7 protein-coding genes and 3 pseudogenes are annotated in these 13,398 nt (G+C 58.2%); 2 read left to right on the plus strand and 8 right to left on the minus strand.

Going from position 1 to position 13,398, the window contains the following annotated elements:
• Window positions 1-313: 313 nt before the first annotated feature.
• A pseudogene (locus G5S42_RS40535) lies at window positions 314-1,357 on the minus strand (IS110 family RNA-guided transposase); the annotation flags it as partial.
• A gap of 324 nt (window positions 1,358-1,681) precedes the next feature.
• Window positions 1,682-2,974: a cytochrome P450 gene (locus G5S42_RS40540; protein ID WP_176112282.1), complete on the minus strand. Its 1,293-nt coding sequence runs from the start codon at window positions 2,972-2,974 to the stop codon at window positions 1,682-1,684.
• Window positions 2,975-3,883: 909 nt separating this feature from the next.
• Here G5S42_RS40540 and G5S42_RS40545 point away from each other — a divergent pair.
• Window positions 3,884-5,036, plus strand: a pseudogene (locus G5S42_RS40545) (IS110 family RNA-guided transposase).
• A gap of 432 nt (window positions 5,037-5,468) precedes the next feature.
• Here G5S42_RS40545 and G5S42_RS40550 read toward each other — a convergent pair.
• The 6 genes and pseudogenes from G5S42_RS40550 to G5S42_RS40575 form a co-directional block, all read right to left on the minus strand.
• Window positions 5,469-6,275 (minus strand): IS5 family transposase, encoded by an 807-nt coding sequence (locus G5S42_RS40550; protein WP_176112283.1) that lies wholly within the window; start codon window positions 6,273-6,275, stop codon window positions 5,469-5,471.
• A 370-nt stretch (window positions 6,276-6,645) separates the two neighbouring features.
• Window positions 6,646-7,671, minus strand: coding sequence for an IS110 family RNA-guided transposase (locus G5S42_RS40555; protein WP_176112039.1), 1,026 nt, complete (start codon window positions 7,669-7,671; stop codon window positions 6,646-6,648).
• A gap of 1,432 nt (window positions 7,672-9,103) precedes the next feature.
• Window positions 9,104-10,066: a nucleotidyl transferase AbiEii/AbiGii toxin family protein gene (locus G5S42_RS40560; RefSeq protein ID WP_176112284.1), complete on the minus strand. Its 963-nt coding sequence runs from the start codon at window positions 10,064-10,066 to the stop codon at window positions 9,104-9,106.
• Entirely contained in the window at window positions 10,063-10,800 is a 738-nt protein-coding gene (locus G5S42_RS40565; RefSeq protein ID WP_176112285.1) for a type IV toxin-antitoxin system AbiEi family antitoxin domain-containing protein, read from the minus strand. Before G5S42_RS40565 ends, G5S42_RS40560 begins: the two co-directional genes overlap by 4 nt.
• Before the next feature lie 289 nt (window positions 10,801-11,089).
• Window positions 11,090-11,575 carry a DEAD/DEAH box helicase gene (locus tag G5S42_RS40570; protein WP_312883719.1) on the minus strand — a complete coding sequence of 162 codons (486 nt, stop codon included), beginning with the start codon at window positions 11,573-11,575 and terminating at the stop codon, window positions 11,090-11,092.
• Window positions 11,576-11,642: 67 nt separating this feature from the next.
• A pseudogene (locus tag G5S42_RS40575) lies at window positions 11,643-12,377 on the minus strand (IS6 family transposase).
• A gap of 419 nt (window positions 12,378-12,796) precedes the next feature.
• Here G5S42_RS40575 and G5S42_RS40580 point away from each other — a divergent pair.
• Window positions 12,797-13,219 (plus strand): hypothetical protein, encoded by a 423-nt coding sequence (locus G5S42_RS40580; protein WP_176112286.1) that lies wholly within the window; start codon window positions 12,797-12,799, stop codon window positions 13,217-13,219.
• The last annotated feature ends 179 nt before the right edge of the window (window positions 13,220-13,398 follow it).

Consider the following 13,398-nt stretch of genomic DNA (forward strand, 5'->3'; position numbering starts at 1 on the left):
TTCTCTTGCGCCGCCCGTTTCTTCGCCTGAAGACGGGTCGAGATTTTTTTAGGTACCCCACGCCCGCGCGCAGATGCTCATTTTCCTTGAGCAACTGATCACGCGTACCCTCATGCGGCGCATTTTCTTCGGTTGGCCTTTCGTGATGTGGGCGGAGCATTTAAGGGCACCCTCATGGACGGCTCCCTACCCGACGCGATGAAAGGGATCACTCGGCAGTCACAGTGAAATTTTTGGACGCAAAGCTCAGGTTCCGGCACGCCATCATATGGGGGCCCCTATCTAATTCGTCAAGCGTTAGGGGCTGACTTGGGTTTGGAGCTGACTTAGGTTCGTAAAAGGTGCCATCGCGCAGGATGGCGAACAGGACATCACAGCGTCGCCGTGCCAGCGCGATGAGTGCCTGGTTATGTCGCTTGCCGTGCTGGACCTTGCGTGCGTAATACGCTCGCGAATCGGGGGGTCTCGCGAGGCCGCGAAGGCGATAGGAACAAGGCGCGCTTGAGTACCTTGTTGCCGCGCTTGGACGGATGCTCGCCACGGATAGATGAGCCTGAGCGCCGGGTAACTGGTGCGAGGCCAGCGTAGGCCGCCAGGTGACCTGCCGAAGCGAAGGCTTGGTGCGCGACCTCGGTGAGGAGTCTGGCTGCGGTCCTGACGCCGACTCCCCGCCATGCTGGTCAGGACCGGCCAAAGAGGGTGAGCAAGCCCAGCCGCTCTACTTCGGCGGCGATTTCGTCGCGCTGCCTGCGTAAGGCAGCGAGCTGCTGAGCCAGGCCCGGCATGACGATGGTGGCGGTTTGCGTGCCGGGCACCCTCACGGCCTGTTCGCCCAGCGCTTGAACGATTTCGGCCCCAATCCCGTGCCGATGCGTGGCGCGAGCTTGGTCAGGCGGTTCGCAAGCGTCTTCTCGTCGGTCGCTGCAAGCGCGGCTGGAGACGGGTAGCGCTCGAGTAGATCGAGCACGGCGGGATGCTCGAGGCGCGGTCCGAGAACGCGCTCAAGCGCGGGATGGATCTGGGTGAGCAGGCCGCGAATCCCGTTACTGGTTTGGGTAATTTGAGCGGCGAGATCGTCGTCGAAGCCGCACAGCATGGGCAGCTCGGCGAGCGGTTCATCAGCCAACCGAAGCGAGCGCAGCGTATGCGGCATCGAACCGGCGGCCTCGGCGATGATTGCGGCGTCGCGGGCGTCTGTCTTGGCCTCACCGGCATGCAGGTCGGCAATGCGGCGCATCGCCAGTCCGGGCAGATCGGCAAGCAGAACGCCTTCATCGCGTGCGACGGCCAGCGGCAATGCGCCGATGGTGGCGGGCTGGTCGACAACGAAGAGAAGACGGCCATGGGTCTTGAATTCGAGTGGGCCTGCGACAACGGTGGCAAATCTCGGCATCCACGTTACGGACGGCCTTGGAATATCCCAGCCGAGTCCCTATTAGCGATCACCTGCCACCCACCAGGCCCGGTGACAACACCCCCCGGATCAGAAACTGCGACTGGGGGCGAGAATCATGCCGGGCCTGGCTGGCCAAAGCTTCAATTATCGAGGCGGGAAGATAGTAACTGGGGGCTGCAACCGGGGAAATGTTTGGCAGTCACATGTTACATGTGTGAGTTTGTAGACGAAAGCACGGTCCCGATCAAGGTCATTTTGTGGCGTTCGAATTTTACATAGATGCGATCATTGCAACACGCAACGTATTGGGAGGTGCTTTGGCCCACTTACGAAATTAGACGTCGTGAATTCGATATCTCCCACCGGTTCGACGAACTGCAACTTCGGGACCAGTTCCTCGAACAGGACCCGCATCTCCATGTTTGCGAGATGCTGACCAAGACATACGTGAGCACCTGCCCCAAACGCAATGTGCCGATTCGGCCTTCGGTCGATATCGAATATGAAAGGGTCGGGGAAAACTTCCTCATCGCGATTGGCCGACCCGTAGCAGAGCATCAGCCAATCGCCCTTGCGGATAGTCCTGCCTCGCAAATTCGTGTCGGCTGCCGCCGTACGCATGAAATGACGCACTGGCGATGCGTAGCGGAGGCTCTCATCGATGAATTGCGGAATGAGCGACGGGTCAGCCTTAAGCCGCGGCAGCAATTGGGGGAATTGACACAATGCCCACATCGCAACCGATATGGAAGACGAGACGGTGTCATGTCCGGCGGCGGCGATAATCACGTAGTAGCCGAGTCGGGTTGCCTCATCAATAGGCTGTCCATCGACAACCGCGTTGGCGAGCAAGGTGGCGATGTCGTTACGCGGTTTTTTGCGGCGATCTTCGGTCAGGCGATCAAAGTAACCCTTGAAGTCTACTACAACTGACAGCAGCGCCTTGCCGATCGCACTTCCGGCGTCGCCCTGGCGACCGATCTCGCGCTTGTATTCGGCATCCTCGCTTCCAAACATCTCCTGTGTGAGTCTCAACATACGGGGAGATTCTTCCTGCGGAACTCCGAGAATATCCATGATCACGTTCAGCGGATAGTGCGAGGCGAAATCGTTCGCAAAGTCAATTACGGAGCCGCTCTTTTGCAGAAGTTCCCCGATCATCAAATGTGCCAATGATCGGATGCGAGCCTCAAGCTTAACGACACTGTTCGGCATAAACCACGACTGTGTCAGTGCGCGCAAACTCTTGTGTTCGTCGCCGTCGACGTGGACGAGCGAACGGACGATGTTTGGACTACCGGTGGCCCCTATAACATGCGCGATAGATGCTTGCGGACGGCAGACGACGGAATACTCGCCGTTGCGAAACAGGGCATTGTTCCGGGAAATCATTGAGACGTCGGCGTGTTTTGTTACCACCCAGAATGGGTCATGCGCGTCCGCCATTGCTCGTCCAACTGGGTTGTTTGCACGCGCCCACGCGTATATCTCATGGAGCCCGTCGAGGTTTGTATACGACTGCGGATCAACCAGACGGTTTGCTATGTCTTTCGGTAGGTCGTAATTTGTCATGCTCACGATATTGCAGAAAAATTGACATGTGAAATCGAGGCAAGCAACGTGTATCGACGTATCCACTCATGGCTGGGATTGGGGTCGACCGACGTTTGCGGATCGCTCGCCAGTTGATGCGCACCGAAGCCGTCGCGTCGGCAAAAGAGGCGAACGGGCCGGGCGCATGCGTGCGCTCGTCGGATATTGTCCTTTCATACTATTCACGACTTTCGTCTTTCGCCTTAATGCATGTCAACTTTTCTTGATCACGTGATCATGTATTTGAGCCTCGAAGGTACCCCCAACACAGGTTTGCGAAGCTTCTCAAAGCGATGACGAAATAGGTTGAACCAGCATCCTGAAGCCTGTTTTTCGTGCCGGCTGCCACTTGTAGCAAGCCGCGATTTTGCTAAGGACGGGGTGCGCGGATCTCATCGAGGCTGCGGGCGTGCTTCGGCAACCGCCCATCTGGCAAGCCGGATACATGCATGCAGACCGTTTCGACATCAGGAAAAAGAGGCTTGCAAAAGGCGTCGGGTCCATACATACGATTCGAACGATTACCCCACAAAGGAGGAGGACGTTTATGGCGATTTCAGGAATGTCGTTGAGAAGCATGGTTCAGGACTGGCTGGCGCCCGACCCGAAGCGAGGATTCCGGGTCAGCCATTACGAAAGATCCAGTGCGGGACGTTACGTTTGGTTGTCTCAGACAACGGAGGTGGGTCAAAGGCGATGTTCTTTTTTCGTCATCCAGACGGCAAATGGTGCATTTATCCTCCCGGTCCAGAGAGGCCTGCAATGCACGGTGAAGTCTCGTGCACGCAGACGAGTGGTGCAAGCGTCTAGATGCTATGTGGGAGGGCAGTGGCAGTAAGCCCGACTGGAGTAAAACGGGATTTGCACACTCGTTTTCTCCGAAGGAGCACGCAAATGGACGCGCCTGACACAGCCCTCCGTGGGCAGAATACGACGACGGTTAGCCGCCTGTACATGGCTTTTGAACTGGGCGATAAGAGCTGGAAGCTCTCACTGGCTGATGGACGGCGCGCGCCCAGCCGCTGTGCGGTCGCTGCGGGCGATACCACAGCCGTCCTCACCGCCGTCGCGAACGCAAAGGCGCGCTGCCATCTCAGCGCCGACGCGCCAGTCTATAGCTGCTATGAGGCGGGGCGCGATGGCTTCTGGATTCATCGCTGGCTGACTGGACAGGGCATTGCCAATCTCGTGGTGGATTCGGCCAGTATCGAGGTGAACCGCCGTGCGCGTCGTGCCAAGACGGACCGGCTCGACAGCGACAAGCTGCTGTCCATGCTCATCCGCTATCACACCGGCGAGCGGCGCGTATGGGCTGTGGCACGTATCCCTACTCCCGAGCAGGAAGACGACCGGCGGTTGCACCGCGAACTTGAACGCCTGCGGCATGAACGTACCGCGCACACCAACCGGATCCGTTCCCTGCTTGTACTGCATAACCTTCGGGTCAGGTACGTCGGCGGCCGCGTCTGGACGCACTGGTGGACCCGGCAGCGCGATCTGCTCGCGCCCGGTCTGCGCGGCGAGATTGACCGTGAATGTGAGCGGCTCGCGCTGGTGCGCCAGCAGATCCGCTCGCTCGAAGTGCAACAGGAGCGGCAGGTGTGCAGCGGAGCGCACCCCGGCATGGCGTTGCTGGCACAGCTTGCGGGTATCGGTAGCGGCAGCGCGTGGACCCTGGTCAGGGAGCTGTTTGGCTGGCGACAGTTTCACAACCGCCGGGAACTGGCTGGTTGTCTGGGCCTGACGCCCACGCCGTACGCCAGCGGTACCAGCGAGGTTGAACTCGGTATCAGCAAGGCGGGTAACCGGCGATGCCGGTGGCTGATGGTGGAGCTCGCCTGGAGCTGCCTGCGCCTGCAGGCCCGACAGCAAGCTCAGCCACTGGTTCAACGAGCGCTTTGCCGGTGCCGGCAAGCGGCTGCGGCGCATCGGTATCGTGGCGCTCGCGCGGCGTCTGGCGATCGCCCTGTGGCGTTTTATCGAGCATGGCGAAATCCCCGAGGGTGCGATACTCAAGCCGGGAAAGGTGAACACCGTGAAGGCATGAACGACATGAAGTACAGCAACAACATGAAGTACAGCAACAGCATGTAAAGGTCAACGCGCCCGGAACACCTTCGGGTCACCCCTTGCGGGTGACCGAGTACCTAGATGGCGCGTCGGTAACAGGGTGGCGCCAGCGCTTCGCGCATGCGGCATGAGGTGACCGGCCCGCCGGGCCGGCACGGATAGAAGGTCGAACCCGGCACTGGCCGGGCACCAGCCCCCTGACCTGAATGACATCGACATGCCAGACTGCATACGGTATAGGTCGTAAGTGTCGCACCTCCGAATCACAGGTTGTCCGCGCCAGTCTGCGTCTGGTCGTAGCAGGCGACCACGCAAACTGGCACGGACAACGGGCAAGGAGATTTCCTTCGCATAACAGAATATTTACCTCGGGACGGACTTGACTTCTGGTTCCCCATAGAAGAGGGTGTTAGGCGCTTTTGTTAAGGGTTGCAAAGTGAACAAGCATAAGCACGGAGAAGACAACGAAGTGCAAGCCAGCCAGAGTTTCGGGCAATCGCTCGTAGTCTCTTGCGAGTCGGCGGAAGCGGTTGAGCCAGCCGAAGCTGCGCTCAACCACCCAGCGGCGCAGCGACAGCACGAAGCCTTTTTTCGCCTCCGGCAGCTTGATGACCTGAAGTCCAATCCCCTCGTCAAGCGCCGCCTGTGCGGGCCCTTCGCGGGTATATCCCTGATCCGCGAACGCCACCTTGACCGTCTGGCCCGTGGCCTGCTGAACCTGACGCGCCAGTTCTCCAACTTGCGCGCGCTCCTGCTCGTTGGCCGGCGTCACATGCACCGCGAGCAGTTGTCCCAACGTGTCCACCGCCATATGTACCTTGCTGCCTTTCTTGCGTTTGTATCCGTCGTAGCCTGCGCGTGCGCCGCTTTCGCACGTCGATTGGAGGGTACGGCCATCGAGGATGACCGCGCTGGGTTGACCGCGGCGGTCTTGCGCGACCCGGATGATCGAACGCAAATCGCTCACCATAGCCTCGAAGCAGCCCGCCTGAATCCAGCGTTGCGTCTGCTGGTAGACCAGTTCCCACGGCGGAAAGTCATTGGGCAACAAACGCCACGGGGCGCCCGCACGTACGATCCAGCGCAGCGCGTTGAACATCTCACGCAGTTCGTAGCGGCGCTGCGGAGCGTCCTTGTTCATCAAGGTCAGATACGGAGCCGCAAAGTACCACTCTTCATCCGACACATCCGTTGGGTAGGGCCTGCGTTTTTTCATTCCGCCAGGATACCAGGTCTCAATCGAAGTTCCTAACACGCTACAAGGGCTTCCCCGTTGAGCACAAGCTCAATCGAGGTTCGCTGTTGATACATGCTGCAATGCCGCGCTGGTGCGTGTGAGAAGGTGAAGGACTGCGGTTCTACAACCGGTCATGTTGGACCAATGGTCCGGACCCTGATGAAAGACGCGCGCAGAGGCCTCATTCTCTAGCCGGGAATGGATATCCCCGCCGTGTTATTCAGGTACGCTCCGCGCGGGTCCAACCCGCTTCACATCACCGCTGGCAGTGCAAAGTGATCGTTTCTATGTGCTCATGATGTCTGCGCCCGTTTCCCGTTGCAGGTTGGCCGACAGCCTCGAATCGGAGTCAGTCTGCCACTGGTTCGAGCTTGAAGTCATCACCATATTTCAGCACAGCCCACGCCAATCTCGCGTTCTTTGCGGCTATCGCGATGGCTGCCCGCCAGTAGCCCCGGCGCTCGACTAGGGTTCGGGCCCATCGGCTGAAGCGATCCTGTTTCTCGCCGAGGTTAGCAATGACAGCGCGGGCACCGTTGACCAGCAGGCCGCGCAGATAGGCGTCACCTGCTTTCGTAATGCTGCCCAGCCGCGCCTTACCGCCGCTGCTATATTGACCGGGCGTAAGTCCGATCCAGGCTGCCACCTGTCGGCCGTTTCTGAAGTCGTGCCCGGCACCAATACTGGCGAGCAGCGCACTTGCCGTGGTTGGGCCGATGCCGCGCAACTGCATCAGCCTCTTGCTACGCGCGTCCTCACGCGCGATCTCAGCGATCGCACGGTCGTATTCGAGCAGGCGATCCTCGATATGGCCGGCATGCTCAAGCAGATCGCTGATACTGCGCTTTGCCCAGCCAGGCAATGTGTCCAGATGTTCCGTGATGTACCTGCGCAATTTGTCCGGGCTCTGTGGCAGCACCACGCCGAATTCCCAGAGCAGGCCTCGCAACCGGTTGTAGGTCGCTGTCCTCTCTTCGACGAAACCTTGTCGTGTCCGATGCAGGCAAAGCGTTGCCTGCTGATGTTCGTCCTTCAGCGGCACAAAACGCATGCTCGGGCGCGTCACCGCTTCGCAGATTGCAGCAGCATCCGCCGCGTCGTTCTTGCCGCGCTTGCCCGACATGCGATAAGGCGCGACAAGATTGGGCGCCATGAGCTTGACCGTATGGCCGTGCCGCTGGAACATGCGGGCCCAGTGATGCGCGCCGGAGCACGCTTCCATGCCAATGAGGCACGCAGGCAACTGTGCGATCAACGTCGCCAGCTGATCGCGCGGAACACGCGGCTTGATCAGCATCGCCTTACCGGTCTCGTCCACACCGTGAACGGCAAATACATTCTTGGCAAGATCGATTCCGACAGTGATAATAGCCATGGACTTCCCCTCTCGCTGGTGTCGATGAACGTTCGCAACTTCATCCTGGCACATTGATGCCGACTCGCGGCTTCCGCCGCAGCCTCGGGACGGGGAAGTCCCTTTCATTCTCTAGGTCGGGAAAAGTACCGGCCGACCTGCGAAACGGCAATTGGCCTGTGGCTGTTCCAATCTGCAAGATACCGGTTACGGTTTTCGGTCATGGTTAGTTATGCAACGGATTACCCGCTGGTCTTGCCCACCAGGCGCCTGCACGGGAGGAACATCGACACCGCGCCAATACCGCACGCTGTGTCGCGTTGGCGTCCCCGTGTCAGATGCGCTATCGAAGAGCGAGGGCTAAAGTTGGATGCTCGAATGGTAGGCGACGAAGCTGTGTCGAAGCGCATATCCAACATCGCGAAGGGTCGACGCATTGTGGCGATAGGGCTAGGCGACGGAGGGATTTGGACGCACGGGGTGGACGCTCACTCCCCGATCGATGCATTTGCGTCGCGGCTAATGCTACTCTTGTTTAGGTATATAGGTGGGATTGACTGATGCTTGATAAGTCAGAGCCAATTGCGCTCGAATATCTTCGGGAACTGGAACTGTGGACGTGCGCTTGGTACGATGAAGCCGTCGCAGCGAATCACGTGCGTCCGCCGTATCATCCTGATGCAACAGTCATAGAGCGTATCAGGAGATATTTTCACGCAGGCCTGTCGCCGGCGGAAGCCGCAGATGCATGTTTTGGAATGATCCATTAATAGGTGCTGAGGCCGGTCTCGATAAGAATGGCGAACCCATTCGGCAGTGCCAAGAACGCGAGCGTCGACTCATCGATGCTTGCGATGCTTTACCGAAGATGAGGGCGGCACCTGCAGACCCAACGCCGGCTGCAGGCAAAGGCTGTTTTGAACATATGGCCCGCGGACCTGCAGTCGGTTCTAGGCGTAGCAGCGGAAAGACGGGGCAACCCAGAGTTCTCAGGCTGGATGGTCGCACTATGCAGTCAACTTGCGAACTAGGTTCGCGCGGGCTATGACGGGCATAAGCTCAAACTCGGCACGGGGGGCCATATCGCAGACGACGCGTTGGGACGTTTGTCCGACATCGCGATTGAACTGAAAGTGGTCGTCGGAGCGCGCCAACCCAGCGGATGAACTGGCTCGGGGTGTATTTAGGACATCTATGCTATTTGACATAAAAAGAATGATCGAATTTTTTTGGTGGACATGGACATGGCCATGGACATGACATGTCATGACACGACAGGCGCGACATGGCATGGCCACGTCGTTTGAACGTAGCTAGGATATTAGGGTGCATACATGATTTGTATTCCTTAATGATCAGGGAAGAATATGCTTCGAAATCTCGCGCGCGGTGCGAGTTGAGAAAGACTGTTGGCCGTCGTTTCAGATGCAAGGTGGCGGCGCAGACGTGACCTTTATCGCGGCATCCGGCCGCCGTCGATCTTTCCGAATCCCTGACGCAGAAGCGCCTCCTGTTCAGCAAATCTGTCCGCGCTCTTTTTCTTGAGCTTTTCGAGGTTTTGTAGTTTCCAGCGAATCGCAGGCAACTCGCTTAGGTAACCGTATGGCATCAGTGACCAGTCTGGCTCCAGACTAACCAGTGAGAAGAGAAACTCGCGATGTTCTGGAGTAAGCGCCGCAGGCAACTCACGGTGTAGCTTATCCTGAGTGGCCTCAAGCGTTGTCAGGTCGACGGCTTCGATGGTCAACCCGACAAATTCCTTTTCGTAGGCACCCGCCATGGAGTGCTTGGGGGCGAACAGGAGCTCGTGAATCGGTCTGTTATGCCCTGCGAGGTAGCAGACGAACGCGTCGACGATATCGCGGCGCAGCCCGAGCGTTGGCGTGGAATACATGTGCAACACGTCGAACAGGTCGCGCGGGTGCTGACGGTCGAGTGCCGCCACCATCTTGCTACCGTAAAGCTCCGCTTCATGCAGAGTCGGTACCGTAATGCTCGTGTTGAACATCTCTTCTGCCGCTTGCACGAGGGGGCGCTCCACCGGGTCGAGCAAGGTTCCCCGGAACACATAGTTCACCTCTACCTTGACCGAGGTTTGGCCCGAGATAACAGTCAGCTTCACTTCGTCGCCCTTGGCCTTGCCTGACGTGGTCGCTGTCGAAAACTTGACGGCATGGCCCTCCGCTTCGATCTGCGCGCGGGCGCGGTCGAGTTCACCACTGATCGCTGCGATGGCGTCGTCGCGGCCCAGATCCCTGCGAACCATGACCACATCGATGTCGACCGAGAGCCGAGGCATCGCCTGCAAGAACAGGTTCAACGCCGTTCCGCCTTTCATGGCGAACAGAGGGGTATCAAAGATGATGGGTGTAATACCGAGCATCAGCCGCACCGTGTCTACGTAAATGTCGTTCATCTTGGTTTGAGAGTGAGTCGCTCGCCGCTTTTGGTTTTATGCGTCCATCGTTTGCCCTGACTCAGGCGATCGATGTGCTTTTGAAGGTCCCTGGCCCAGGAGAACCCGGCATCGGCACCGAAATCGCGAACAAGAACGGCGACCTTCACGCGAGTACAGTGGTTCAGGAAGTTGTCGAGCACATGGGGCCGGATATTACGCAGGCCGACCATAAGGTTGGTCGCTTCCTCCATGGTCTGACCTTTTCCGACATCACTCGCGAGTTCAAGTAGGGCTCTCTCCGGGATCGACACCAGCACGGCGGGGTCGCCTGCCGGCAGGGGTTTAAGGCCCTCCTCGTAACGGAACTCCTCGTCAAATAGCGTGGTTGTCTGGTACGAGTAAAGCAGGTGTTCGCCTATCCAGTCAGGAAAGGCATAGGGCTTCTGTCCCCACAGAACAACGCGCTCGCGGAACGCAATGTTGTGGCGGACACCCTGCCAGGAGAGAGCGGTCTTTCCGGCGACGTGCATCCCGGGGACGCGACGACTCAGAAACGCGATCGTGCCGTCTCGCGTAGGGACATCACCGGTCACGAGGTATGCGCCTCTTGAAAGGCGTTGAAGCCAGCCCGCTTTGACGAGGTCGTGCGCAAGCGCCGCGCTGACACCCATGTCTCGCAGCATTTCGGAATCCAGTGGGTGGCCACGTTGGGACTCCTGTAGCAAGCGCTGGACGCTGGTTCGGTTACTCATTGTTAGCGCATAATTTGTTCGGAGAAAATCCGGGACCTACTTGATTATTATCTAATATTCCATGCGAGTGCAAGCAGGTACCGCGTGATACGTCCCCAAATGTCGTAAGCGCACCAGCGCATAGCTTTTTTGCTTTAAATCAAGTCGGATAACCACTTGCGCCGATGAAACTATGCGGCCGGTGTGGCCTTCGCATTTGGCCCTCCCTCAGAGGGGCGGAAAGTGGGACACCTCTCGTGCCGTAACGCCCGCTGGCCAGCCTGACACAATGCGGCCTGGCGCGCCGGTTTCAGGCAAGCTCCAACTGCTGTCCGTCTCCATCCGCGCGCACCTGATAGCCCATCGCGCGGTACCCCCGCTGGCGCTTCTCCCACATACAGAGCAGTGCCGGGTGACCTCCGTCGACATAGTCAATCACCCGTACACCGGTTTTACCCGAATGCGCGCGATGTAGCCGGCCAGCGTACTGCTGCAGCGTGCCTTTCCATGCCACGGGCATGGCGAGCACCAGCGTATCGAGCGCCGGATGGTCAAATCCCTCGCCAACGAGTCTGCCAGTGGCCAGGACGACGCGAGGGACGTCATCGGCCAGCGCGTCAAGGGCGGCAAGCTGCGCCGCACGCGCTTTTTTCGTGAGACGCCCGTGCAGCACGAAAAGCGGCCCGATTGCTTCACCCAAAGTCTTCTGCAGGCTTTCGAGATGATCCGTCCGTTCGGTGAGAACCAGCACCTTGCGTCCTTGTCCGAACTGCTCGCGAATCGCCGCAGCAATCATGTCCGTCCGAGGGGCGTTGTCACGTTAAGGTATATGAGACGCAAGAGCGCACAGGAGGTAGACTTGCTCAGAAATTGGGCGGATCTTGGGTGAGCCCAGTGAAGCGATGCCACCCGGCAAAGCGTGCGGCGAGCTGTTTGCGATAGAGTGGGGCACGCAGTAAATGTCGCTTGAGCGCGAAGTGCTGGCGAATCGGTCCGAAGCTCGATAAGAATGCTTGTGTGCGACCAGGATCGCGGAAACCACGCATCCGGCGTTCGCGCTCACGCGTAGGCTGATGGCTGTTTTCGGCACGGTTGTTCACCCGGGCACTGGCTTTGACGAAGACGTGTTTGATGTTTGCCAGTTCGGGAATTTCGGCCTTCGCGGCCGGATAGCTGCGCAATTGATCGGTGACAATCCTTCGTGGCGCGTCGGCACAGGCGGCCAGCACGCGGTTGAAGAAGCGCTTTGCTGCGGCCTTGTCGCGATGTTTCTGCAGCAGGATGTCGAGTTCGGCGCCGTGCTGGTCGACTGCCCGCCAGAGCAGATAAGGCTCACCGCGCAACGTCACGAAGACTTCGTCAAGATGCCATGTGCGCCCAGGCTTGCGGCGAGCAGCTTTGACGCGATGTGCGAAGCCCGCGCCGAATTTGTCGCACCAGCGGCGGATCGTCTCGTAACTGACAACGACACCGCGCTCGAACAGCAGTTCTTAAATATCACGCAGGCTAAGTTGGAACCGGAAATACCACCGAACCGCGAGACTAATGATTGCCGCCGGGAACCGGTGGCCATGATAAAGCGATTTTCTTTTCTTCATCGTGACATCTTACGTGACTACCTCGCCAACGTGACAGTGCCCAAGCAAGTAAATCATCATCGTATCTTTATGTTAGGAGTATCAATAAATATTGATTTATATCAATTTTTAATTCAAATTAACGTATTCTTTTTATATATATTTTTATATGATTTATTCATGTTTCAACTGGACCCTGCACGAACCTGTCTTCCAGCAGATTTATTGACTGCGGTCAATGCGCGAGAGCGGGCTTCTCAGTAGCATTTGTTCCGTGTGAGAAGATAATTATTTGCTCGCAAAGTTTTAGCGAATTTCAACCTGTCAGGGACTGCGAATCAGAAAATCCTGGCCATATCCACCACTTCCTGTCCCGTGGTCGACGTTCGGCCTGTGAGGCAGCTCAACGGCCGAATGCTGAATCAGCAGAGGAGGAGATAATGAAGCTCGTGACACTTATGTTGGCTGGTGCGGTTCTGACATGCACGTCAACGGCCTGGGCGCAGAACCAGTCGGCAGCGTCGGCACCCGTGCCTGCGAATGAAGTCGTCAGCAATGACGCGATCGCCCGGATGCGCGAGAACGAGGCGACCGAGGATCATGTTGACAGAAGGAAAGCGGAAGCGAAGAAGGAACGGGATGTGGCGATCGCTGCAGCGCGATCTGGAGCGACAGTGGAACCAATAGTCAGGAAAATAGATCGAGCTCCGCCTCTTGCGGTCAATCGTTCGAAAGCGGTGAGCCGGATGCTGTCAAAATTCAGCGCATGCAACGTCGCGACCAGATGTGTGCTGACGTCTGGTGCGAACGGTACTTTCCAAGGTACGGGAGCTCGCCAAGATGAAGGCAGACGCAGATCGTAAGCGATCCATCTTCGACGTCTGGCAGTTAGCGACCGTTGCGAGGAGTATAGGTGTCCAATTCGAGGTGGACACCTATGACTGGCAAAGACTCAGAGTTGGCAGTAGTGCGTCGTAGCAGCGATGGCCGCCGGCGCTATGACGAAAAAAGTAAGTGCGTTTTAATTGAGGCAACCTCTGGG

Source organism: Paraburkholderia youngii (assembly GCF_013366925.1).
In the GTDB taxonomy this organism is placed as follows: Bacteria; Pseudomonadota; Gammaproteobacteria; order Burkholderiales; family Burkholderiaceae; genus Paraburkholderia; species Paraburkholderia youngii.

What these genes read in the sequence shown, in the direction of transcription:
- G5S42_RS40550 (WP_176112283.1), bottom strand. Translation starts at nt 6,275, where the DNA reads ATGAAAAAACGCAGGCCCTACCCAACGGATGTGTCGGATGAAGAGTGG.
- G5S42_RS40555 (WP_176112039.1), bottom strand. Translation starts at nt 7,671, where the DNA reads ATGGCTATTATCACTGTCGGAATCGATCTTGCCAAGAATGTATTTGCC.
- G5S42_RS40560 (WP_176112284.1), bottom strand. Translation starts at nt 10,066, where the DNA reads ATGAACGACATTTACGTAGACACGGTGCGGCTGATGCTCGGTATTACA.
- G5S42_RS40565 (WP_176112285.1), bottom strand. Translation starts at nt 10,800, where the DNA reads ATGAGTAACCGAACCAGCGTCCAGCGCTTGCTACAGGAGTCCCAACGT.
- G5S42_RS40570 (WP_312883719.1), bottom strand. Translation starts at nt 11,575, where the DNA reads ATGATTGCTGCGGCGATTCGCGAGCAGTTCGGACAAGGACGCAAGGTG.
- G5S42_RS40580 (WP_176112286.1), top strand. Translation starts at nt 12,797, where the DNA reads ATGAAGCTCGTGACACTTATGTTGGCTGGTGCGGTTCTGACATGCACG.